Here is a 21,986-nt window from a genome sequence, read left to right as displayed (position 1 = left end):
AACAAATGTCTAATTTAGTTCTTCGTGTTGACCGCCAATCTCTCAGCGGCGACTTGATTAATATATCACATCCGCCTAATCAATTGCAAGTACTTTTTTTAAAATTTCTTTTTCCCTGCTCGACAGCTAATCGGCTGCCTCGGAGGCGGTAATGATTAATTTATCATAGAGGCATTTCGCCCGTCAAGTATTTTTTGCAAAGAAAAAGAACGGAAGCTTGCAGCTTACGTCCTTTTTGAAAAGATGCATATTCTCTTTTAAAAAATGTGTAATCTGCGCGCTATTCTGATTTACAGCGATAACGTAATTCGAGTGCTTCAATGTCATCTGAGGATGGCATCATTGCAACCTCTCCAATATAACCTCGCTTAACCAGCTTCTGAAGCAGCAGAGACAGATCTATATTCATATCAACCAACAGCGGATGCTGTTGAAGTTCCAAAACACTCCATGGTTCTTCTCTGCTTCCTAATATAGAAAAGAGCAGCTCACAGCATGATTTCATTTTACTCATGACCGAGAACTCACAAGCTAACAGAACCAACTGAACGCGTTTCGTCAGTGATTCCGGACTTATGGTCAGCTCTTCATAAAGTTTATAGATGCCTGGATTAAACCGACGCATTTGTCGCCAAACCGTTAATTCCGGATGCAGACCTGCTTCTATTAAAGCAATATGCGCCCAATGATTAAGTGCTGTTAAAATGTGACCGTAGGCGTCCAGCAGATTGTTATCCTGAAGATCCTGCTTGGCCTGCAGATACGTGCGAATGAAGCTCGAAAATTCACTTAACTGCTTTTGCTCTCGGATAGAACTCGGGAAAGCAAACAATAAATCACGCATGTTCATTAAATAATTGCCTCTGTCCAACAGGATTTCCCCCCGAACGAGCCATTGTATAATACTCCGATTCTCCCCGCCTGTGACCCAGTGCTCAAGAGCTGCCGGGCTTACGGTCCTAATTTGAACCCGCTCCCCATTGATACGAACATGCTCAATACCTTTAAGAGTGTCATTTTGTTCGGTGACAACTAATAAAAGCAGGTCCAGTCCATCAATTAGAGGGTTATAAGGAAATGGATTGTCGATAGCAACCAAACTAATTAGTTGATTGTCTTGCTGGTAAGTCAATTTAAAATGTCCTTTAATAGTATCCACATCGATCCCCCATATAGCTTCGTTGCCGAGTTTGAGCTATAATGATTTCAGTTTAATTATTGTTCGACAATGTCCGCCCGGTTTCCTGCTTTGCTGATGAAGAAAACCGCGACAGACCTACAGAAAGGATATGAAGAATGTTCGGTAGATCAAGCAAAATTAACGAATTTCGACTTTGGGGACTCCTATTTACACTTTTTGGAATGGGACTGATGATACTCGGTACTGCCGGGATCGTGTTCTGGGGCGGTTCTGCCAGCAGAGTATTTGCTGCAATATTCATGGTTCTGGGTATGATCGGTATGCTGGTGAGTGTCGGTATTTATTTCTGGGCGGGTATGTTATCCACCAGTGCTGTCATACTTAATTGTCCGGAATGCGGCAGGCATACTAAAATTCTAGGTAAGACCGATCGCTGCATGTACTGCAAAACAAAGCTTACCCTCGATCCGAAGCAAGCTACTGACTTGGATGAGGACGAGCTTGAAGCCATTAAACCAATTAAATCGTAACGCCAGAAAATAACGCGCCGCAATCGGTCTACCTCCCGATCATGGCGCGTTTATTGTTAGAATTGATGCGTACATCCCTCGTTGAAAAGCATCAGCTTAACCGCAGTTCCCGGCAGCTATCGCACTCCCAGTCAACAAGTAGAAAAAAGCAAATGAGGGCACAACTTTTGAGTGCAGCCATGCATCTGTACTACGAAGAGATGAGTCCGAATATCCTTGATCCCTTCCTTGTTCGATTCATATGGTGAAGTCTATTCACCCCAGAAGGCTTTCGCGAGCAGCTCAAACGAGCGGATCCGTTTCCGGTAATCCGGGATCATTGTTACGACAATAAACTCAGCTACCCCATAGAGCAGTGACAGCTCCTCCAGCCGGGTCTTCACATCCACCGGCCTGCCTACTAAAAGCTTGCTGCCTGAAAACGCTGCTGGTTCCGTTAACGATCCTTCGGGCCTGAATAAAGCGGTACTGTCTGCTGCTAGACAGTGCGCCTCTTCCTCCGTTTCAGCGCAAATGACACCTATAGCGACGATCGTTCTGGGTGTGCAGCAAAGGGGAGAAGAAACAAACTCCTGCCTGTATGCCGACAAAATCTCCTCTCCGTCCATATCGCTCATGAATTGACCAAATACATAGCCCATTCCAAATTCAGCTGCGTACGCGGCGCTCCTGCGGTTAGTGCCGAGCATCCACAGCTCAGGCGGAGTCGAAGGAAGCGGACGAGCGATTACCGGTTCCCCCTCCCACTCATACTGTCCCTGCATGAGCTTCGAAATGCTTTTAAGCGATTCAGGCAGCTGCCGAACGTTCTCAAGGAAATTTCCACTCAGTGCCATACTGACGTGAGCTGTACCACCTGGCGCTCTGCCCATGCCTAGATCTACGCGGCCTGGATACAGGCTTGCCAGCATATGAAAAGATTCCGCCACTTTTAGAGGTTTATAATGAGGCAGCAGCAGCGCGCCTGATCCTATGCGAATTCGCTTTGTCCTCGCACCGATATATGCAAGCAGCACTTCCGGCGAGGTGCACGCGAGTCCCGGCATGTCATGATGCTCGGCGACCCAATAACGGCTGTACCCAAGCCGTTCGGCCGTTTGTGCTAACTCCGCCGCCCGCCCCAGTGCATATGAGGCGTCTGCTTTTCCGTATACGGGTACCAGATCCAAAACGCTGAGCTTGATAGGTTGTTTGTCCATTAATCCTCCATTTGTTCCAGTTCTCGCTGCGGCAATGGTGCCTTTATATTCATTATTTTAATGCAAAAGGGTTTATTTCGATATGCGGTACGTCCTGTTTGTTATACATTTGTTGTTACCCTGCTCCGTGTTCACTGATTCGATGAATTTATCGACACGCAGAGACAGGCTTCAAATATTGATCTCAAGACTTTATAATTGACATCACGCAGTGAAGTGCCTTATAGTCTTTGCGTAAACAAACCATACGAAAGTGAGGTCGCTATGAAAATAATACATAAAGCCAATGTTGACGCTGCTTTCCAGTCCTTCCTGGGACAGGCTGTCTATATGCATGCTGAAGCTACTTCCTCCGTTTTTGTACGTAATTTCCGGGTTAGCTTGCAGGAAGCTGTTATTGCCGGTGAAGGATCGTTCCGGATAGGCCTTCGATTTGACGGACACGGCTGGCTTCGCATGGAAGGGCTTACGCATTATGAATGGGATAACCAGGAAAGATTGATACTGGCCGGTTTTGACGATCTTGGCCGAATGAACGTAACGCTGGAGCTGGGAAGAGAACCCTTCCCCGAATGAAAGGAGGAAATCTGCCTGTGAAGCGGAAACTATTAGCGGTATTAGCTCATCCCGACGACGAGTCATTTATTTGCGGGGGGACATTGGCGAAGTACGCAAGCGATGATGTTGAGATTACGCTTGTCAGCGCCACACGCGGTGAAATGGGACGTAGGATGGGCAACCCCCCATATCTGAACAGAGAAACCATGCCGATTATCCGGGAGCAAGAATTGCGGCAAGCCTGTGAGGTGCTTGGTATTCATCGTCTTCTCTTTCTGGATATTCGCGACAAGACGGTAGAGTTTATCGAACCGGAGAGCTTGACCGCAAGAATAGCGGCTCTCATGGAGGAGCTTAATCCCGATGTGGTCCTCACCTTTCATGAAAGGCTTGGTGGCCATCCGGATCACTGCGCCATCGGAAAAGCGGCGACTGCCGCTTTCCACCGGACACTTAAAAGTGCCACTCTCTATTTCATCACCTTCGGAGAAGCAATGGAACATCCCGAGCGGTACGGTTATACGAAGAAGGATGTAGTTAAAATCGATGTTCGCCAACACTTGAAGACCAAGCTCGCTTCCTTCCGCGCACACCGCTGTCAAACCGAAATCGATAAGTGGGTATGGGAAGAGGATCATAAAGCGCTGGCAAGGTTCGGAGGCTTTGAATACTTTTTGATCGGTGACAAAAATGCTCTTCCCCGAATGGAAAATGATTTATTCCCTGTGCCTTCCGGCGTGTAACCAGGTCGTACTTATCGTTTAATGCAGAAAGGATCTCCTAATTTCCTCATTGTATCAAAGGCTGCTTCAGCAGCCTTTGATACAATGCAAATGTAAGTTGACCTGAACAAGCATATAGAAAAAGAAAAATCCTTAACGATTATTAAGGATTAGGAAGTAAGCTGTATACGTAGTAACTCTTCTTTAGGGAAGCTTCGTTAATGATTGATGAATAATAGCCCATATATCTTTGGATTGGAATGCCCGCTGCCATGTCGCAACTCCTGCCAACCCATATTTTTTTGCGATCGCTGTCCTTCCTTGCATGGATAAGCCGTCCTCAATCCAAATCCGCTTGAGGGCACCATTTTCTGAATACTGCACGTAATGCTGACGAGATTGAGAATCCAACACTGGCGTGAGCTTATGTTCGGAAATGATTTTTGCAACTGCATCCATCCCGATTGCCTTTGATGACACATCAGTCGCGCCGTTCTTGTCCGTCTTCTCGGTCCAAAGCCTTGTATAGAGCGGCATACCTAAGATAAGCTTGCTCGTAGGTACGTGATCCTCTTCGATAATTTTAACCAGCGCATTCTCTACCCACGGAAGCGAAGCGACTGACCCGGAATTGGGACTGCTCGCCCAGTGCTCGTCATAGGCCATTATCATCATATAATCGACAACTTTGCCAAGCGATGCTCGATTGAGGAAGGCCGACCACATTTCGCTGTTCGATTTTGGCGAGACATCGATGGACACGATAATTCCTTGTTCATGCAGCAAGGGTGTCAGTTCTCTGACGAATTGAACGAGATTTTCTTTATCGGATGTTTCCACATTCTCAAAATCGATATTAATTCCCTGCAGTTTGTACATTTTGGCGTAGGCCAGCAGCTGCTGGATCATCGTGAACCGGGAATTAACGCTTGCAAGCGCAGCAGTCGTCCGCTTAGGCTCAAACCCATTACTGAACAATCCCCAAACCTGCATGCCACGGTTATGCGCCCAATTGACATAATGCATATCGGCTATGCTTTTGATATTGCCTGCAGCATCTGCAAGCTCGAACCACGTCGGACTAACCACATTAACGCCAGGCATATCACTGATATTGTCCGTATTAATGGAGGAGCTGCTGTAGACCGCTTCCCAGGTTAGGTTGATTTTCTGACCGATAACCTTCCAGGCCGGGAAGGGCACTGCTTCAGGAGGAAGCGCAATTTGCTCCACTTTAGTTAGTTTCAGATCGTCTTTGGCTGTGTAACCGATGATACCTCCATTGGTACTCTGGACCTTATACCACCCTTCGGATTCGCCCCATATTCGTACTTCACCCTTCTTGTCAAGCGTCTGAACAATTGGAGCTTTAATCGTAGGTTCATTACGAATATGCCCCCCTTCGGGCGCTTCAGCACGTTGAACGGCTTCTCCAGCCCTTATAACCGTAACCGTGTGCAGCTTCTGATCATATTCCACGTGGATGCCATAAAGCTCCTCAAGAGGCGTTACCGGAATATAGACCGTATCATTCTTTACTTCTGCTGCAATATTAAGCTTATAGGGTTTACTGTTTATGGTCGCTGTTAATGTGTTCGTCTTGAGCCGAAGCAGCTTGTCCACTCCAGTTAAGATAATAGAACCGCTTTTCTTCTCATAATAGACCTCTTCTTGCAGTCCTAATTGCTCTTGTATAAAGGCCAGCGGCAGCTTAAAGGCGTCTTTGCTGCCGACAATTGCATTTGCTCCGACGAGCGTTCCTTTGTAGATGATAGGATGGTCTGAACCATAATCAAGTTTCAATATTGTGTTATTGGGCATAAATCGCTGCCAGCCAAGCCATGTGCCGGCAAGCATCGCGACCAATCCGCTTGCAATGACAACCCATTTCAGCCATCCGCCCTGGCGGCGAGGCCGAATTCGAACCATTTCCAATTTATTCTGCTCCTCTCGCGTTAGCGTTTGCAAATAAAAAACGTGCTAAGGTTGAGTAAATCCTCTACCCTTGCACGTTCATCCTCATACCTGAACAGAACCGGATCGTTAGGCCCGCGGCCTTGCGCATTCAGCACATTGGCCGTAAACTTCCATGCGATGGCCTTCCACTTTAAAACCGGTTTGTCTTGAAGCTTCGGCTTCAACCTCAGTAAGAGGTGGATAATCAAAATCAACGATTTTACCGCATGAACGGCAAATCGCGTGGTAATGTTCAGATAAATCAGCGTCAAACCGGCTTGAGTCATCGCCATAAGTCAGTTCTCGAACGAACCCTGCGTCAACAAATAAGCGCAGATTATTATAGATAGTTGCCACGCTCATGCTAGGAAAAGCAGGAGATAAAGACTTATATATCTCATCGGCAGTCGGATGAGTCATGGAATTCATAAGGAAACTCAAGATAGCATGACGCTGCGGGGTCATACGTACGCCGGTATTTTTTAGTTGCTCAAGTGCTTGCTCAACGGTCGCGCCCATGCCCTTCACGCCCTTCTCTTCATTCATTAGAACCATTGTACGTGCTTGCTTTTCATTTTGTCAATGAAAGCGGAAATCATTTTATGGACTGTAACGATTTACCGTAATGCTGCTATTCGCATCAATATCAATTCTGTAGGTCGCCGCACCAATATCGCCGCTGATCGTTTTTTTGGTAGAGGTTAGAGGCAGATCCGTCGAAATGGTACCGAAGGTAACAGAACCATTCACCGAATAATTTCCCTGCTCCGGGATAAAGAGTCTAATATCCCCTATTGAACTGTCAATGTCCCAACTGCCCCCGACAACAGAACTGCGAATTTCAATGTCACCGTTCAGCGTATCCGCTTTAACAGAAGCCAAAGCTTCTTTAATCAATATTTCACCATTCTTAGTATCGACCTCGACATGGCCTGAAATATGATTAATTTCCATATTGCCGCTCAGAGTCGAAGCTTCAAAATCACCTGAAATTTGCTGTGCACGGACTGCACCATTATAGGCAGATAGCTGAACATCACCTTCGATATCAGAAGCCGAAATATCTCCGTTCTTCGTCTCTACATCTACCGGACCAAATAAATCACTCAGATTGGCTTCTCCATTTGTAATCTTGATGTTCAACCCGCCAGGCAGGACAAGGCCGGAAACATTCACTGTACCGTTCGTAGCTTGGATGTTAAATTTGGTTTGAGCCGGTTCATCTGAATGATTGGTCTCTGCATTAGAATCATTATTATTGGGAGGAGACGTTTGGTCATTCGATTGGTTCTCCGGTGCGCCTACGACTGATTTGCCCGTAACTGCAGTTTGCTTGGCTCCTACTCCATTAGACGACTGAAGCTCCCCAGAGGTTTCATTTATTTTATTCTCGTCCGCAGACTCAGGTGCCACCTTATTATTCGGCGGCGGGGCAGCAAACGCGGAAGATGCCGGTATTGTTATTATCATATTCATACGCGGCTTACGGCTGCCATTAGCACCATAAGGATGACCTTTTGCTTCAATAGACAGCTTCTTGTCTCCGCTTGCTTCAACCTTGGATTGCTCAGCAACGGAATCCGCCACTTTCTGATCCGTCACATCCACCCAGATTTCCGTTTGCACGATGATCTCGTTTACCTCGCCTTTCTTCACGCTTACCTTGCCATTGGGATTATCCACCGAGATCGTTAAAAGATCAGGACCTACCGGAATACTGAACGATTCTTTCGTATACTTGAAGCCCTTTTCTTCGCCAAAGCCGCTGATTCCAGCAAAGTTGGTTTTAAATTCATCCAGCCAGCGTATTGGCATCGCCGCATACTGAGTGACGGTAAAAGCCGTTATAGCAATTAGAACAGCCAGGAAGCTGCCTCCGATATCAAAGGACAGCCGCTTGCTCCCCGTCCGATTAATGAAGCTGTATATGACAACCTCCAGACCGAGCAGTACAAAAGCAGCCGGCCACCATTGTCCGAGCAAGCCCATGTCATTCCGGCCTTGAACTTGATCCCATAATAACAGCCCGCCAACAGAAATGATGACACAAGCTGCCGTGATTCGCCCCAGCTTAAACATGCCGCTCCCCCTCCTCATCGCTAAAAGCGCAGAAAGCATAATAAGACCGATTCCCGGTATATAGTTGCCTAATGAATCGAGCCATGAAGAGAGCACCGACGGTGCACGCACAAGTGCCAGCAGTATAATTCCGATCGCAAGGACCGCCATACCCTGAACAGCAGCAGTAATTCCACTGCCGCCGCTTACGCTCTGAGCTTCCGTATGTTTTAATAGCGCCGCTTGCTGAAGGGTGTCGAATACACTGTAAAACCAGAAAAACGGAAGGGCCAGCCCGAGGAAAATAATGAGCAATACGTAGGTTCCTCCGCCTTCATCCGCAAAACGAACCATAGCCACGATATCCGTCAATGTCCCTAGGACTAATAGGAGCCCCTTCAGATGAAGCCCGAGTACGAGATGCCCTGCTCCGGGAACAAGAAAAGCAAGAAGCGGCGCCATAATACGTTCATTAAATTTTCCTGTGCGCATGAGCCGCCTCCTCCTGTTCGCTATTAACTCCTTATTGTTAACCTATATTGTACCACAATCTAACAGGCAAAGATTGATCGGACAAATGAAAAGGCATGCCCGGAAAATGGACATGCCTCTCTTGAATGCTAAAATATTGCCTTCGCTCTATTGGTTCAAACGCTCCAACAGCAGCTTGTTTACCAATGCCGGATTCGCTTTTCCTTTGGTTTCTTTCATCACTTGACCCACAAGGAACCCGATCGCTTTCTCTTTGCCTGCTTTAAAATCTTCAACCGATTGCGGATTCGCGCTCACGATACGATCAACGACTTCAGCTATCGCGCCTTCGTCGCTGATTTGCACGAGCCCCTGCTCCTCAACAATTTGTTGAGGCCGTTTACCGGACTCCAGCATTTCCTTAAAGACGGTTTTAGCGATTTTACTGCTGATCGTTCCTTTTTCCATAAGACCGATCATTTCACCGAGACCTTGACCTGTCAGCTTGATATCATCGAGCTCGAGACCGCCTGCATTCAGGTAACCCAGCATGTCTCCCATAATCCAGTTTGCGACAGACTTGGCATCCTTGGTGAACTGCAAGCTCTCTTCAAAGAAATCAGCCAGCTTCTTGGAAGATGTAATGACTTCTGCATCGTACGAAGATAATCCGAAATCCGTGGTGTATCGAGCTTTACGGGCGTCCGGAAGTTCAGGAATCGAAGCGCGTACGCGGGATTTCCATTCCGCATCAATATGAATTTGAACCAAGTCCGGATCCGGGAAATAGCGGTAGTCATGCGCTTCTTCCTTGCTTCTCATGGAGAAGGTTTTACCCTGCGACTCATCCCAGCGGCGTGTTTCTTGAACAACTTTGGCACCGCCATCCAGCACGTCGGCTTGACGCATTTGCTCATACTCCAGCCCGCGCTGAACACCTCGGAACGAGTTCATGTTCTTAAGCTCTGCTCTGGTTCCAAACTGCTCTTGGCCATATGGGCGAAGACTGACGTTAGCATCGCAGCGCAGTGAACCTTCTTCCATCTTCACATCCGATACTTCGCAGTAAAGCATGATCGCTTTAAGCTTCTCGAGATAAGCTTTAGCTTCCTCCGGGCTGCGAAGATCCGGTTCGGATACAATTTCGACAAGCGGCGTACCTACACGGTTAAAGTCAACCAGCGACGCAAAGCCGCCGTCTACGTGTGTCAGCTTGCCCGCATCTTCTTCCAAGTGAAGGCGAGTGATCCCGATCCGTTTGGTTTGTCCGTTCACTTCAATATCAATCCAGCCATTCTCGCCGATCGGTTTGTCAAACTGGGAGATTTGGTACGCTTTTGGCGAATCAGGGTAGAAATAGTTTTTGCGGTCGAATTTGCTGATGTCAGCAATTTCACAATTCAGCGCCATTGCAGCTTTCATTGCATATTCGAGCGCTTGGCGGTTCAGTACCGGCAGCACGCCGGGATGCCCCAGACAAATCGGGCAGGTATGTGTATTTGGCGGGGCGCCGAACGACGTGGAGCAGCCACAGAAGATTTTGCTCTTCGTGTGAAGCTCGACGTGCACCTCCAGCCCAACTACCGTTTCATACTTATTTGGTTCAAACATGTATTAGCCCTCCTGCTTCCCTAACATTCGCTATCCTTACAGCTGCGGACGCTGTTTATGATGATCTGTATGCTGCTCAAAAGCATGCGCGGCACGCAGCACGGTGCGCTCGTCGAATGCCCGTCCAATAATCTGCAATCCAACCGGCAAGCCATCCGCAAAACCGCAAGGGACGCTAATTGCCGGAACTCCAGCAAGACTGACAGGAATCGTACAAATATCGTTCAAATACATCGTCAGCGGATCTCCAACTTGCTCGCCGATGCGGAAAGCAGTCGTAGGAGCCGTAGGCCCGATGATCAGGTCAAATTTCTCAAATACGTTATCGAAATCCTGTTTAATGAGCGTACGGACTTTCTGAGCTTTCAGGTAATACGCGTCATAATAACCAGAGCTCAGCGCGTAAGTGCCGAGCATGATCCGGCGTTTCACTTCGTCGCCGAAGCCCTGGCTGCGGGATTTGCGGTACAAATCAATCAGGTTGTCCGGATTGTCAGCGCGTACCCCATAACGGACGCCGTCAAAACGGGCCAAGTTGGAGGAAGCTTCCGAGGAAGCAAGCAGATAGTAAGTAGCGACTGCATATTCCGTATGCGGCAGTGAAACTTCTTCCCATGTGGCGCCAAGGCTTTCGAATTGTTGGAGAGCCGCGAGAACGGCTTCCTTCACCTTTGGATCGATACCTTGTCCAAGATATTCCTTCGGAACACCGATTCGCAGCCCTTTGACATCACCGCTTAGCGCGCTAACGTAGTCGGGGATCTCGACGTTCGCTGAAGTGGAATCCATCGGATCATAACCTGCAATGGCTTGCAAAACGTACGCCGAATCTTCAACGTTCTTCGTCAGCGGACCGATCTGGTCAAGCGATGAAGCAAAGGCCACTAGACCGAACCGTGAAACTAGACCGTAGGTTGGTTTGAGACCTACGATACCGCAGTACGCAGCGGGCTGACGAATAGATCCGCCTGTGTCAGAGCCAAGTGAGAAGTAAACTTGACCGGAAGCAACCGATGCCGCAGAACCGCCGCTTGATCCGCCCGGTACGTAGTCCGTGTTCCAAGGGTTGCGTGCCGGGAAGAAGCTGGAGTTCTCATTGGAGCCGCCCATTGCGAACTCATCCATGTTCAGCTTGCCGATTGTGACGGTCTGCGCAGCTTTCAATTTCTTAACGACCGCTGCATCATAAATCGGATCGTAATTGCTCAGAAATTGACTTGCGCATGTAGTTAACAGCCCTTCGGTAACGATATTATCTTTAATTCCAGCGGGCAGGCCAAAAAGAAGACCTCGCTCTCCGCCTTCTTGGAGCTGCTTGTCCAGCTCAACTGCGGAAGCGCGTGCTCCTTCCTCATTCAGCGTAAGGAATGCTCGAATCGCTTCATCTGTCTGAGCGATCCGCTTATATGAAGCGTCAACGAGCTCGCCTACGGACAGCTCTTTACTCGTTAGTTGGTTATGTAAATCCTGCAATCTCAAATCAAAGAGTGCCAACAGTCGCTACCTCCTAAAAGTTTTACGAAGTAAAACTCGCTTCGTAAGCATAATCTAAGTTTTTGCAAGGCTTTGCCTGATAGCCTAAGTATTGAGGCGATATCAAGCAAAAACTCGCTTCGTAAGCATAATTACAGTTTTGGCGAGGCTGTAGGCCTGCCATTATTATTCAAGCACCGCCGGCACTTTGAATTGTCCGTCTTCTTCATCCGGTGCGTTCTTCAATGCAACTTCGTTCGTAACCGATTCGCGGTTGACGTCATCCCGCATTACATTCGTAACCGGCAGCACATGGCTTGTCGGCTCTACGTGATCTGTATCGAGCTCTTCCAGCTTCTCTGCGTATTTCAAGATCGCATTCAGCTGTCCGGTAAACTGTTCCTTTTCCTGCTCTGAAAGCTCCAGCCGTGCTAAATTAGCGACATGCTCAACATCTTTAATCGTAATACTCATGGGCGCGTGTCCCTCCCTTTCCATCCTTGTGCTCACATTCTACCTATTATAAACGAACCTGCCGCCCAAACTCAATGAATTTGCTGGCATCCCATGATTGTGCATAGAAAATCAATTTGCCGTCATCCCATGATTGTGCATAGAAAATCAATTTGGAGTTAAGGCTGTTTTTATATTCTTTTCATTTCCTTTTAAGGAAACGTGTACATACTGCGTTGTGCGGTACCCCTATCATGGGGCTCAAGTAAAAACTTGGCCCGTGCTTCCGAAGCAGTTTTTACTCGCAGGAAGCGCAGTCAAGGACGTATCGTAAAAACTTTTAGGAGGATGGACAATGGCAATGAAGGTCTTGAAAGCTGTATGTGTTACCACAGCGCTGGCGCTGATGATTCCACTAAGCGCTTATGCTGCTGAAACTGGGCAAGCGCAGTCCTCGCCAGCTGCCCCCGAGGCAGCCGGCCAAGGAACGGATCTTCCCGTTCAAGCTCAAGCAGAGGCAGGAAATGGCCCTCACGGGCACCATGGACATAAGGGGATGGGGGGATTAGTCGGACAGGAAGTGCTGACTTTACTCAAGCTCGATCAAGAAACCCTTCGGCAGAAGCTTAAGGAAGGCCAGACACTCGCCCAAATCGCAGAAGGACAAGGCGTCACTAGAGATCAGCTGAAGAAGGCTTTGACGGAGTCTTTTGCCAAGAGACAAGATGAGAAAAAGCAGCGGTTCACAAGTAATCTGGACCGGATCGTGGATATGAAATTCCAGCCTCACCAAGGTGAGGGCAAAGGTCCAAGAGGCGGATATATCATCGGCAAACGAAGCGATATGTCTGCGCTTGCCAAGCAGCTTAACATGAGCAGTGATGAGCTCAAACAAGCGCTCGCCTCAGGTAAAACGCTTGCTGATTTGGCAAAAGAAAAGGGCGTTGACGTACAAAAACTCATTGCCATTCAGAAAAAGGTCATGGTGGAGCGGATCAATCAAGCCGTGAAAGACGGCAAGTTGACCCGTGAGCAGGGAGACAAGCAAATAGCAAAAGCAGATAAATTCGCTGAAAATATTGTCAACGGGAATTTTGGCAGGCATCACCGCTGACTTGATCATCGAACCATGTCCGGATGATCTGCCATTAGAAAACCTATAGGAAGATTGGTATCTCACAGGGTACCGCAAAGAGCCTCCAGACCACTACTTTAGAAGTGGAGCTGGAGGCTCTTGCTGCTTCAGGCTGACCGATCTTCCTCAGATCCATGCCTTCAATCGAACTTGTCTTATAAAATCCTCTTGGCTTTGCCCTTCGCTGCTGCTGTCATCCTCTAGCGTCTCATCCTCGCCGCCATTCATAATTCGATAGAACAGCTCTTCATTATGAGTTGCCAGCGCATAATCAATCAGCGCTTCCCGTTCCACCCGTTCTGCCTCGATCTGAATGAGAACTTCTTCAAGCTCTATATCAGCTGAAGGAACATAGAAATTACGGTTCGCTTTCGGTACACGGACGACGTAGTCAAATGCATTATCAGCATTACGATCATAAGCAATTATATAGCCATATTCCCCGACGGGAAGGCTCTGTTCAAACAAATCTGAAACGATAATAATTCGCTGCCCCAGCTTGTACATGTTCTCAACCCCTGTCAACTATTAACCGATGCTTGATTCTTCTATCCTACTAAAAAAAAGTAGGGAAGTCCAATAGAGCATCATTGTCATGTGGTTAAACATTCTCTGAAGAAGGGCTTCTGCGGAGGATCCAGGCTGCGCATACAACCAACCCCATAGTTAACAGTGCTGTCATTCCAACGGTAGGCCAGGTTTCAGCGCTTGAATGACCCGTAAGCTGTGATAAAGCAAGCTGGGACAACTTGCCAGGATTCCATGCAAGGAATTCGGGAAGCATCGAAGCTATCAATACAAGTACAGCTGCCGCGGCAAGGGCACTAAATGCAGCTGCCGCGGCGCTGCGCAGCATAGAGCTGAACCAAATGGTCAACGTTCCGACGAAAACAAGCCACAGAGCAAAGAGAAGGAAGCTGTGGACGACCAATTGCCAATTCATAGCTTGGAATAAAGCTGCTGTATAATAACAAGCCGCACCGTAGCCTGCCATAAATGCCAGCATAGCGAGTGTCAGCATCGCTGCCCATTTTGCACTGACAAAAGATAAATAAGATACAGGTTTCACGAGGATCATGGACGCGGTGCCGCTCATTCGCTCGCCTGATAAGGTGCCCATAAAGGATAGCGTGATGATGAGCAGTCCCAGCGTACCAAACTGCTGCAGGGTCTGTGCCAGCACTTCCTCAGCATGTGGTGTTGGAATCTCGATGACCGCTCCTTCCGGTAAGTTACCGGCGTTTGCCAGGATCTCTGGCAGAAAATAGGTTGTCACCGGCTGCATAGCACCTAGTAAAATAAAAACCAGCGGCAGCCAAATCAGTTTGTAGCTTCGACTAAGCTCCAGCCATTCTTTCTTAAAGAGTACCCGCCATTTGCTCAAGATCCGCTCACCGCCTCCATAAATAGATCCTCCAATGTCGTGTATCCGACTTCTAGCCTGGTCAATTGGACATTTGATGCCAATAATTGTTCGAGTACCGTCTGCCTAGCTATGTTGATTTCATCTACGATAAGCTTCACTCCGCTCCCGCTCGGCAGCCGTTCATAGGATTGGATGCCCTGCAAGGGCTGCTGCAGCCATTGATTCAACCATTCCCGTGACTTCCGGTCTCCTTCTGTATCAAGAAAAAGAACAGATTTACGATGCTCGTTCCGAATATCTAGAATGCTCCCCCCTATCGCAATGCGGCCCTCTCTCATAATCAAAACATCATCACAAAGTTCCTCTGCATCATGAAGAACATGAGTTGAGAACAGAACCGTTGTTTCTCGTTTGAGATCGCGCAGCAGCCCCATAACTTCACGTCTGCCAATAGGGTCAAGCGCTGAAACAGGCTCGTCCAGGATCAGCAGCCTGGGCCTGTGAATGAGTGCCTGGGCCAGCCCTAAACGTTGCTTCATGCCGCCGGAATAACCAGCTACGCGACGGTTCGCCGCTTCTATGATGCCAACGCGTTCCAGCCACTCTGTGCTTCGGCTTGCTGCCTCCTTCCGGCTCAAGCCGCATAACCTGCTGGCGTGAATCAAGTACTCTCTGCCTGTCATCCATCCATAGAAGACTGGCGTCTGCGGCAAATACCCGATTATCTGCCGTCGGTCGGCACCGGGAGCAAGACTTTGAACATGCATCTGTCCTGAGTCGGCCGCAAGAAGTCCTGTCAGCATCCGAATCGTCGTTGTTTTTCCGGCTCCATTGGGACCCAGAAGCGCTACACAGCGCCCTTCGCCAATCGTAAAGCTAATGTCGTCCACAGCTTTGGCCGCTCCGAAAATTTTCGTCAAACCTTGGACATGTAATAGAGGCTGGTTATGTTCGGCTGCGATTATGATGTTCTCCTCCCCATCACAAAAAATAAGATGGAGCCAATAAAACTCCCAAACAAAATAAGGAGGATCCACATCCACCTTGGCCCCTGTGTCTCCTTGGCACGAATACAAACCAGGAGAGCGATAATTAGAAGCAGCAGTTGAATAAACACAAGCGGTCCAATAATACTCACAAGCTGAGCAGTCGTCAAATCGTCCATTTCTCTTCTCCCCCATTTACAACAAATTAAGCTTCGGGCTTCGATCTCTTCTGAGACCAGTCCATGCGGACAAAAAGCCAATAAAATAGCAGCGGCAGCGGAAATTGAATCATTCCCCACACTCCCCAGAACCAGCGATAGCGGGGCGAATGCTTACTCGCGTTTAGAAACAGCCAGGAGGATTGGCAGATGAGAACGATCCCCACGAGTATCCAAATGATGCTGAGGGTTAATTTGTCCATTTATGCCGTCCCTCCTTGGAGCTGGATCTTACCGCAATCATAAGAAAGATCGCCGCAGCAGCGATTGCGCCTATTTGCACAAGTGCAAAAACAACTATATTGTGCTGCAATAAAAGAAGCATCCCGCTTATGACCAGTCCTCCTATGACCCATAACAGCAGCAAGTCACGCCACAAACGGCGGGAAAGCTGTTGTTTATGGTCTGTAACAAGCTGCTCCAAATCGTCAAGTGCCGGGATGGGCGGCGTAATGGAAGCATCCCATTTCATTAGGTGATCGCCAAACAGCTCTTGAAACGCTATATCCTCCTCAAGCCGGGAATCCTGTGGGGGAGTAAGAAGTTTGTCATGCTTGCCGCTGAAAGCTTGAGATTCAGTTTGCGGTGTCTTTTTTGATCTCATCGTCACTCAGCTCCTTTCTTAACTGTTTCAACCCATTATGGAGTCTTGATTTTACGGTACCGATCGGAATGCCCAGCCAGCGGGCAATTTCCTCATAGTCGAAGCCGTAATAATGCTTAAGCAGAATCGGAACACGAATATCATAATTTAAGGCTCCCAGAGCATCGAGCGCATCCGGCCAATCGTCCTGCTTCATAGCAGCATCGAATCGGAGCGCAGCCATTGCCTGCTCCTGCGTTTGCCATTTCCTCTCCCTCTGCTTCTTGCGCATCTCATCCATGTAAAGCCGGGTTGCAATAGCAATGAGCCAGGTCGAAAATTTGGATTTTTGTTCAAAGGTACGGATTCGCTCAATGGCTCGCAGCATCGTCTCTTGAGCCAAATCCTCTGCCATTGATCGGTTCATCGTGATCTTGAGCAGGTAACGATAAAGCACCGTATAGTTATCTCTGAGCAGGGTGGCAAGGGCATGATTATCGCCGCGAACGGCGAGTTTTACCGTCTGCCCATCCTCTGTTTGCAGCACGTTCGTGCTCATACGGCAGCCCCTTTCCGCGCGCTGATCTGGAATATTGCATGACCTTATTCTTTCTTGATCGCCAATATGACGCTCAGGTATGCCGTTTTGTTCACTGTACAACAAAAGTTTTTTAGGAAAGGAATTTTCTCTCCCTGACGCAAAAAAGGCATTCCTCTTGAGGAGGAACGCCTGGTTACCAAGAAGACTTACTGCACCATTGAATTAAACGACATGATCCACATCGAACCGCCTACGATGACAATGACGATGAAGATACCAAGTATGAGCGCCATAACATTGTACCGCGGCTTCTCGCCTTCTCGGATATGCATGAAGAAGAACAGCTGAACGAGCAGCTGGACAACCGCAGCGAGAATAATCGTAATGATTGTCGGCGTCTTGGCCATATCCGTCTTCAGAACGATGATGAGCGGAATGATTGTCAGCACAATAGATAAGAGAAAGCCTATAATATACGATTTCAAAGATCCATGATCTTCATGATGAGAATCATGACTATGATCGTGATGGGATTGCGCCTGTGCAGGTGTACTCACGCTACATCACCCCCATTAAGTAGACGACCGTAAAGAGGAAGATCCACACGACGTCGAGAAAATGCCAATATAAGCTGATTACGGTTATTTTGCGGCGCGTTACTGACGTGATACCCCGTTTGGATAATTGAATCATCAGGGCAATCATCCAGATCAGGCCGATAGATACGTGCAGACCATGCGTCCCAACCAGCGTGAAGAATGCCGAGAGAAACGCGCTGCGTGAAATCGTCGCACCTTCGTTAACCATATTTACGAATTCATTGATTTCAAGCCCGACGAATGAGACCCCAAGCACAGCGGTTACAATCAACCAGCCGATCAGCTGCTTAACCTTGCCTTTGTTCATGGCGAGTACAGCCAATCCGCTTGTGAAGCTGCTCGTCAGGAGGATAAAGGTCTCTGCGATAAAGCCTGGAATTTCAAACAGCTCTTTGCCCGTAGGCCCGCCGTCCGTATGAGCCCGCAGGACCATGTAGGTGGCAAACAATGTACCGAACAGCAAGCAGTCCGTCACAAGGAAAATCCAAAAGCCCAACACCTTCATCGATTCCTGATCATGGTGGTCATGACCATGTGCGTGATCATCATGCTGATTATGAGTTGCCGAGTTAACAGCGTGCTGCATTATACCGCCCTCCCCGAAGCCGTTTCAATCTGCCGGACTTCCTCGGCCGGAATGTAATAATCCGTATCATACTGGAACGAACGGATAAGCAGTGTCGCACCGACACCGGCAAGACCTAAAATAGCCATCCACAGCCAATCAAATACAAAGCCGAAGCCGGCTACGAAGAAGAAAGCCGAGAATACGAACGGCACCCCGGAATTGCGAGGCATATGAATAGCTTCCAGCTCGGATGCTTGAACGAGCGGAGCCGGAGCAAAATCACGGCGCTCCTTGTCTTCCCAGAATGAATCCCGCTCATCCACCACCGGCACGACCGCAAAGTTGTACACCGGAGGCGGTGAAGGAATGGACCACTCCAGCGTACGGCCGTTCCACGGATCTCCTGTTGTATCGCGTTCGCCGTATTTGGCGCTGTAAGCGATCTGCCACACTTGAAAGATAAACCCGATCCCCATGAAGAAGGCACCGACCGTAGATACCAAGTTAAGCGGGCCCCAGCCCATATCCCAGCCATAGGTGTAAACACGTCTTGTCATACCCATGAAGCCAAGCGCGTACTGCGGCATGAAGCAGACATAGAACCCGATATTCCAAAGCCAGAAGGCGTATTTGCCGAGCCGGTCATTTAACTTGAAGCCGAACAGCTTCGGCCACCAATAATAAATACCTGCCAGATATCCGAACACAACACCGCCGATCAGCACCTGGTGAAAGTGAGCAATCAGGAAGTAGCTGTTATGGTACTGATAGTCGGCCGGAGCAACAGCGAGCATGACCCCGGTCGCGCCGCCGACAACGAAGCAGGGTATAAAAGCGAGCGTCCAGAGCATGGGCTGCTCCATACGAATTCGGCCGCGGAACATCGTGAAGAGCCAGTTAAATACTTTTGCCCCCGTCGGTATCCCTATGGCCATTGTCGCAAGCGCGAAGGCGACGTTGACGTCGGCTCCCGAGCCCATCGTGAAGAAGTGATGCACCCAGGTGAAGAAAGAAAGGACGCTGATGCTCATTAAGGAGAAGACCATCGATTTATAACCGAAAATCCGTTTACGCGAGAATGTGCTGACGATCTCCGAGAAGATCCCGAACGCCGGAAGGACGACGATATACACCTCCGGGTGGCCCCACATCCAGATGAGGTTGACGTACATCATCGGGTTGCCCCCGCCATCCATTGTGAAGAAATGGCCTCCCATGAAACGGTCGATGAATAATAAAGCGAGTGTTACCGTAAGAATCGGGAATGCGAAAATAATAATGACACTGCTCGAGAATACCGACCATGTGAACAGCGGCAGCTTCATCATTTTCATACCCGGAGCACGCATTTTCAGAATCGTTACGATAAAGTTGATCCCCGTTGCCAAGGACCCGATCCCTGATATCTGAATGCCCCATAAATAGAAGTTCTGCCCGACACCCGGACTATGCGACATCTCCGAGAGCGGCGGATAGCTGAGCCAGCCTGCATCCGGCGACCCCCCGATGACGAATGATATATTGAAGAGCATCGCACCGAACAGGAACAGCCAGAAGCTGACTGCATTCAAATAAGGATAAGCCACATCCCGTGCTCCAATCTGAAGCGGAACGACCATATTGAACAACCCGAACATCATCGGCATCGCCATGAACAAAATCATGATTGTACCGTGCGTCGTAAATATCGCGTTATAGTGGTCTGCCTCCAAAAACTTCACATTAGGCAGTGCGAGCTGCGTGCGCATGAGCAGCGCATCGACGCCGCCCCGGAACAGCATAAGCAAAGAAGCAATCAGGTACATCATCCCGATTTTTTTGTGATCGACGGTTGTCAGCCATTCACGCCAGAGCCAGCCCCACTTTTTGAAGTAAAAGAGGACGAACAGTATGGCCAGCGTAGTTAGGCCAATGGAGACGTCCGCGCCGTAAATGAGCGGATCGCCGGTCACAAAGAAATGGGAGGCAAAATCTTTAATACGGTCTATCATGTTAGGCCCTCCCTCGTAAATACCTGCTTAATGATTGGTCATTATTCATGATTCATATCGGACATGTCATGAGACATGCCATCCATATCTTCCATTCCGTTCATGCCGCCCATGTCATGAGTATCCTTGGAATTGCCGTCCTTGGGATCATCAGCAGGCTTGTCGTCTTTGGAGCCCTCATCCATGTTCCCCATATCCATGTAATGGCCGCCGTTCTTATCAACGACGGAATCGAACAGATTCGGCGGGTATGCGGAGAAGGTCTGCTCCTCTGATTTGGACGGCTTGGACAGCTCTTTGTAACCGGCTTCCGTCAGCTCATGCCCGGATTTCTTGACGCTGTCTACCCATTTGTTGAAATCCTCCTGCGGCTCGGCTACTACATTAAACCGCATATGAGCAAATTCTTTACCTGTAAAGTTAGCGCCAGTTCCATAATATTCGCCTGGCTTATCTGCCTGAAGCCATAACGACATGGCCATTCCCGGCATTGTATATTCCTGTCCGCCCAGCTGAGGAACCCAGAAGGAGTTCATCGGCGCGTCACTGGTCAGTTCAAAATGCACCTGGACGCCTGCCGGAATGTGAACGTAATTGACGGTAGCGATATTCTGATCCGGATATTGAAACAGCCATTTCCAGTCTAGCGACGTAACCTGGATTTCAATCGGCTTGCTGTCCGTCACCGGCGGCTTCGCCAGTGCATAGGTATCACGGGCTGTAAAATAACCAAGGATGCCGATAATGACAATCGGTATCCCCCACCAGAGTATCTCCAGCACTTTGCTGTCATCCCAATGGGGCTTATAGGGTGCCTTGTTGCCCGGTTTGTCCCGGTAGCGCCATATGATGAAGGCGGTTATGCCCAGCACCGGAATAACAACGATGGCACAGAGAATAGCGGACAAAATAATAAGCCGGTACTGCGTCTGTGCAACCGGTCCCTGCGGATCGAAAACAACGTATTTCCCGTCGCATCCAGAGAGGAGAACCGTCGTCAGCAGTCCGGTAATCAGCAGCATCAAGCCGCGGAGTTTGGTTGATTTCTTCATGTGATATTCATCTCCTTGCATGCTCTATATAAGCTGCGTTTGGCTCTTTGAAGATAGCATAGCAGATGAAATATCCGTTGAATCATGCGTTAACAGAACCGTCATTGTTCTGTTTCTTTTCAGACACTTTTCGTTCAACAGTCGTTCACGAATGGGACATGCACCTTGCTCTGCGGAAACGGCTGCAATAAAAAAACAGCGTCCCAACCGAGCTATGCATCAAGTGCATAATTCGGTAGAAACGCTGTTAGTGAAATTGCTATATGGTGAGTATAATTATTCCAAATTTAGGTAATAGGGTCCGCTGCTTTCGGAAGAGCAGCTGCCGGTACCGAAGGGGGTGATCCTGCCTGCATCAGGCGGACAAGCGTACCTGTGACGGTAATTTGCGAGCCTCCGATAATAAAGCCGATCCCAATCATGAGCCCAAGATTAGTATCACTAAAATCCCTGCAAAAAATGGCTGTAATGACAATTCCCATAAGCGCCAGTACAAACCCTATCTTCTGAAGAATCGATGCCCAGCGGCTTTCGTCCTTATTATGAATACGCTTACCGTTCAGTTCTGCTTCAGCGTCCATTCTCATGTCCAACACTCCCGTGGCTAAGTTATGTCACTATTGTATCACATTTTAGACATAAAGTATTCACTTTTTGTTCACAAGAAAGTCGCCTTTCACGAGAGGAATCACTGAAACCCCTGTCCACTGGTCATACCCCTGTCAAGTAGACATTAGAAAAAAGCTATGCTGCCAGCGCGCACCGGTATTCAATC

General features: G+C 48.6%; 24 protein-coding genes. 4 read left to right on the top strand and 20 right to left on the bottom strand.

Annotated elements, in window-relative coordinates; genetic code table 11:
* Nucleotides 1–280: 280 nt before the first annotated feature.
* On the bottom strand, nucleotides 281–1,159 hold the full coding sequence (locus tag ACFPYJ_RS06155; protein ID WP_379187185.1) for a nucleotidyltransferase-like protein: 879 nt from the start codon (nucleotides 1,157–1,159) through the stop codon (nucleotides 281–283).
* 137 nt (nucleotides 1,160–1,296) lie between these two features.
* On the opposite strand from ACFPYJ_RS06155, the gene ACFPYJ_RS06150 reads away from it, so the two are divergent.
* Complete coding sequence (locus ACFPYJ_RS06150; protein WP_379187184.1) at nucleotides 1,297–1,671, top strand: DUF2614 family zinc ribbon-containing protein; 375 nt, start codon at nucleotides 1,297–1,299, stop codon at nucleotides 1,669–1,671.
* Nucleotides 1,672–1,922: 251 nt separating this feature from the next.
* Here ACFPYJ_RS06150 and ACFPYJ_RS06145 read toward each other — a convergent pair whose 3' ends face one another.
* Nucleotides 1,923–2,870, bottom strand: coding sequence for an MsnO8 family LLM class oxidoreductase (locus tag ACFPYJ_RS06145; protein WP_379187183.1), 948 nt, complete (start codon nucleotides 2,868–2,870; stop codon nucleotides 1,923–1,925).
* Between the two features lie 264 nt (nucleotides 2,871–3,134).
* On the opposite strand from ACFPYJ_RS06145, the gene ACFPYJ_RS06140 reads away from it, so the two are divergent.
* Nucleotides 3,135–3,446: a DUF1806 family protein gene (locus ACFPYJ_RS06140; RefSeq protein ID WP_379187182.1), complete on the top strand. Its 312-nt coding sequence runs from the start codon at nucleotides 3,135–3,137 to the stop codon at nucleotides 3,444–3,446.
* A gap of 17 nt (nucleotides 3,447–3,463) precedes the next feature.
* Nucleotides 3,464–4,171, top strand: a complete 708-nt coding sequence (locus ACFPYJ_RS06135) for a PIG-L family deacetylase (RefSeq protein WP_379187181.1) — start codon at nucleotides 3,464–3,466, stop codon at nucleotides 4,169–4,171.
* A gap of 183 nt (nucleotides 4,172–4,354) precedes the next feature.
* Here the strand turns inward: ACFPYJ_RS06135 and ACFPYJ_RS06130 are convergent, their stop codons facing one another.
* The 6 genes from ACFPYJ_RS06130 to gatC form a co-directional block, all read right to left on the bottom strand.
* Nucleotides 4,355–6,079 carry a glycosyl hydrolase family 18 protein gene (locus ACFPYJ_RS06130; protein WP_379187188.1) on the bottom strand — a complete coding sequence of 575 codons (1,725 nt, stop codon included), beginning with the start codon at nucleotides 6,077–6,079 and terminating at the stop codon, nucleotides 4,355–4,357.
* 114 nt (nucleotides 6,080–6,193) lie between these two features.
* Entirely contained in the window at nucleotides 6,194–6,625 is a 432-nt protein-coding gene (perR, locus tag ACFPYJ_RS06125; RefSeq protein ID WP_379187187.1) for a peroxide-responsive transcriptional repressor PerR, read from the bottom strand.
* An 81-nt stretch (nucleotides 6,626–6,706) separates the two neighbouring features.
* On the bottom strand, nucleotides 6,707–8,656 hold the full coding sequence (locus tag ACFPYJ_RS06120; protein ID WP_379187180.1) for a DUF4097 family beta strand repeat-containing protein: 1,950 nt from the start codon (nucleotides 8,654–8,656) through the stop codon (nucleotides 6,707–6,709).
* Between the two features lie 147 nt (nucleotides 8,657–8,803).
* The gene (gene gatB, locus ACFPYJ_RS06115; RefSeq protein WP_379187179.1) at nucleotides 8,804–10,246 is read right to left on the bottom strand and encodes an Asp-tRNA(Asn)/Glu-tRNA(Gln) amidotransferase subunit GatB; all 1,443 of its coding nucleotides are present in this window, start codon (nucleotides 10,244–10,246) and stop codon (nucleotides 8,804–8,806) included.
* Nucleotides 10,247–10,282: 36 nt separating this feature from the next.
* Nucleotides 10,283–11,740: an Asp-tRNA(Asn)/Glu-tRNA(Gln) amidotransferase subunit GatA gene (gene gatA, locus ACFPYJ_RS06110; protein WP_379187178.1), complete on the bottom strand. Its 1,458-nt coding sequence runs from the start codon at nucleotides 11,738–11,740 to the stop codon at nucleotides 10,283–10,285.
* Nucleotides 11,741–11,905: 165 nt separating this feature from the next.
* Entirely contained in the window at nucleotides 11,906–12,193 is a 288-nt protein-coding gene (gatC, locus tag ACFPYJ_RS06105; RefSeq protein ID WP_379187177.1) for an Asp-tRNA(Asn)/Glu-tRNA(Gln) amidotransferase subunit GatC, read from the bottom strand.
* A gap of 334 nt (nucleotides 12,194–12,527) precedes the next feature.
* Here gatC and ACFPYJ_RS06100 point away from each other — a divergent pair, with 334 nt between their 5' ends.
* Complete coding sequence (locus ACFPYJ_RS06100) at nucleotides 12,528–13,286, top strand: hypothetical protein (protein WP_379187176.1); 759 nt, start codon at nucleotides 12,528–12,530, stop codon at nucleotides 13,284–13,286.
* 147 nt (nucleotides 13,287–13,433) lie between these two features.
* On the opposite strand, the gene ACFPYJ_RS06095 is transcribed toward ACFPYJ_RS06100, so the two are convergent.
* The 12 genes from ACFPYJ_RS06095 to ACFPYJ_RS06040 all read right to left on the bottom strand — a co-directional run bounded on the left by ACFPYJ_RS06095 (nucleotide 13,434) and on the right by ACFPYJ_RS06040 (nucleotide 21,798).
* Nucleotides 13,434–13,814, bottom strand: coding sequence for an ATPase (locus ACFPYJ_RS06095; RefSeq protein ID WP_379187175.1), 381 nt, complete (start codon nucleotides 13,812–13,814; stop codon nucleotides 13,434–13,436).
* A gap of 94 nt (nucleotides 13,815–13,908) precedes the next feature.
* Entirely contained in the window at nucleotides 13,909–14,691 is a 783-nt protein-coding gene (locus tag ACFPYJ_RS06090; protein WP_379187174.1) for an ABC transporter permease, read from the bottom strand.
* Nucleotides 14,688–15,716: an ABC transporter ATP-binding protein gene (locus tag ACFPYJ_RS06085; protein WP_379187172.1), complete on the bottom strand. Its 1,029-nt coding sequence runs from the start codon at nucleotides 15,714–15,716 to the stop codon at nucleotides 14,688–14,690. Before ACFPYJ_RS06085 ends, ACFPYJ_RS06090 begins: the two co-directional genes overlap by 4 nt.
* Nucleotides 15,635–15,838, bottom strand: a complete 204-nt coding sequence (locus tag ACFPYJ_RS06080) for a PLDc N-terminal domain-containing protein (protein ID WP_379187171.1) — start codon at nucleotides 15,836–15,838, stop codon at nucleotides 15,635–15,637. The genes ACFPYJ_RS06085 and ACFPYJ_RS06080 overlap by 82 nt, the downstream gene beginning before the upstream one ends.
* 26 nt (nucleotides 15,839–15,864) lie before the next feature.
* Nucleotides 15,865–16,080 carry a sigma-Y antisigma factor component gene (locus ACFPYJ_RS06075; RefSeq protein WP_379187170.1) on the bottom strand — a complete coding sequence of 72 codons (216 nt, stop codon included), beginning with the start codon at nucleotides 16,078–16,080 and terminating at the stop codon, nucleotides 15,865–15,867.
* On the bottom strand, nucleotides 16,068–16,481 hold the full coding sequence (locus ACFPYJ_RS06070) for a DUF5345 family protein (protein ID WP_379187169.1): 414 nt from the start codon (nucleotides 16,479–16,481) through the stop codon (nucleotides 16,068–16,070). Before ACFPYJ_RS06070 ends, ACFPYJ_RS06075 begins: the two co-directional genes overlap by 13 nt.
* Nucleotides 16,453–17,019, bottom strand: coding sequence for an RNA polymerase sigma factor SigY (sigY, locus tag ACFPYJ_RS06065; protein ID WP_379187168.1), 567 nt, complete (start codon nucleotides 17,017–17,019; stop codon nucleotides 16,453–16,455). The genes ACFPYJ_RS06070 and sigY overlap by 29 nt, the downstream gene beginning before the upstream one ends.
* Before the next feature lie 188 nt (nucleotides 17,020–17,207).
* Nucleotides 17,208–17,558, bottom strand: coding sequence for a cytochrome o ubiquinol oxidase subunit IV (gene cyoD, locus ACFPYJ_RS06060; RefSeq protein ID WP_379187167.1), 351 nt, complete (start codon nucleotides 17,556–17,558; stop codon nucleotides 17,208–17,210).
* A 1-nt stretch (nucleotide 17,559) separates the two neighbouring features.
* Nucleotides 17,560–18,186: a cytochrome o ubiquinol oxidase subunit III gene (gene cyoC, locus ACFPYJ_RS06055; protein WP_379187166.1), complete on the bottom strand. Its 627-nt coding sequence runs from the start codon at nucleotides 18,184–18,186 to the stop codon at nucleotides 17,560–17,562.
* Nucleotides 18,186–20,159, bottom strand: coding sequence for a cbb3-type cytochrome c oxidase subunit I (locus ACFPYJ_RS06050; protein ID WP_379187165.1), 1,974 nt, complete (start codon nucleotides 20,157–20,159; stop codon nucleotides 18,186–18,188). Before ACFPYJ_RS06050 ends, cyoC begins: the two co-directional genes overlap by 1 nt.
* Nucleotides 20,160–20,200: 41 nt before the next feature.
* On the bottom strand, nucleotides 20,201–21,211 hold the full coding sequence (locus tag ACFPYJ_RS06045) for a ubiquinol oxidase subunit II (RefSeq protein ID WP_379187164.1): 1,011 nt from the start codon (nucleotides 21,209–21,211) through the stop codon (nucleotides 20,201–20,203).
* Nucleotides 21,212–21,498: 287 nt separating this feature from the next.
* On the bottom strand, nucleotides 21,499–21,798 hold the full coding sequence (locus ACFPYJ_RS06040; protein ID WP_379187163.1) for a hypothetical protein: 300 nt from the start codon (nucleotides 21,796–21,798) through the stop codon (nucleotides 21,499–21,501).
* Nucleotides 21,799–21,986: the final 188 nt, after the last annotated feature.

This window comes from Paenibacillus solisilvae (assembly GCF_042656405.1).
GTDB classification, from domain to species: domain Bacteria; phylum Bacillota; class Bacilli; order Paenibacillales; family Paenibacillaceae; genus Paenibacillus_Z; species Paenibacillus_Z solisilvae.
This window is presented reverse-complemented; position numbering and strand designations above follow the sequence as displayed.

Excerpts from the sequence above, each read along its gene's own strand:
- ACFPYJ_RS06130 (WP_379187188.1), bottom strand. The coding sequence starts at position 6,079 with ATGGTTCGAATTCGGCCTCGCCGCCAGGGCGGATGGCTGAAATGGGTT.
- ACFPYJ_RS06145 (WP_379187183.1), bottom strand. The coding sequence starts at position 2,870 with ATGGACAAACAACCTATCAAGCTCAGCGTTTTGGATCTGGTACCCGTA.
- ACFPYJ_RS06080 (WP_379187171.1), bottom strand. The coding sequence starts at position 15,838 with ATGGACGATTTGACGACTGCTCAGCTTGTGAGTATTATTGGACCGCTT.
- ACFPYJ_RS06075 (WP_379187170.1), bottom strand. The coding sequence starts at position 16,080 with ATGGACAAATTAACCCTCAGCATCATTTGGATACTCGTGGGGATCGTT.
- ACFPYJ_RS06070 (WP_379187169.1), bottom strand. The coding sequence starts at position 16,481 with ATGAGATCAAAAAAGACACCGCAAACTGAATCTCAAGCTTTCAGCGGC.
- ACFPYJ_RS06095 (WP_379187175.1), bottom strand. The coding sequence starts at position 13,814 with ATGTACAAGCTGGGGCAGCGAATTATTATCGTTTCAGATTTGTTTGAA.
- gatB (WP_379187179.1), bottom strand. The coding sequence starts at position 10,246 with ATGTTTGAACCAAATAAGTATGAAACGGTAGTTGGGCTGGAGGTGCAC.
- gatC (WP_379187177.1), bottom strand. The coding sequence starts at position 12,193 with ATGAGTATTACGATTAAAGATGTTGAGCATGTCGCTAATTTAGCACGG.
- perR (WP_379187187.1), bottom strand. The coding sequence starts at position 6,625 with ATGGGCGCGACCGTTGAGCAAGCACTTGAGCAACTAAAAAATACCGGC.
- ACFPYJ_RS06045 (WP_379187164.1), bottom strand. The coding sequence starts at position 21,211 with ATGAAGAAATCAACCAAACTCCGCGGCTTGATGCTGCTGATTACCGGA.
- sigY (WP_379187168.1), bottom strand. The coding sequence starts at position 17,019 with ATGAGCACGAACGTGCTGCAAACAGAGGATGGGCAGACGGTAAAACTC.
- ACFPYJ_RS06100 (WP_379187176.1), top strand. The coding sequence starts at position 12,528 with ATGGCAATGAAGGTCTTGAAAGCTGTATGTGTTACCACAGCGCTGGCG.
- ACFPYJ_RS06040 (WP_379187163.1), bottom strand. The coding sequence starts at position 21,798 with ATGAGAATGGACGCTGAAGCAGAACTGAACGGTAAGCGTATTCATAAT.
- cyoC (WP_379187166.1), bottom strand. The coding sequence starts at position 18,186 with ATGCAGCACGCTGTTAACTCGGCAACTCATAATCAGCATGATGATCAC.
- ACFPYJ_RS06120 (WP_379187180.1), bottom strand. The coding sequence starts at position 8,656 with ATGCGCACAGGAAAATTTAATGAACGTATTATGGCGCCGCTTCTTGCT.
- ACFPYJ_RS06150 (WP_379187184.1), top strand. The coding sequence starts at position 1,297 with ATGTTCGGTAGATCAAGCAAAATTAACGAATTTCGACTTTGGGGACTC.
- ACFPYJ_RS06140 (WP_379187182.1), top strand. The coding sequence starts at position 3,135 with ATGAAAATAATACATAAAGCCAATGTTGACGCTGCTTTCCAGTCCTTC.
- ACFPYJ_RS06050 (WP_379187165.1), bottom strand. The coding sequence starts at position 20,159 with ATGATAGACCGTATTAAAGATTTTGCCTCCCATTTCTTTGTGACCGGC.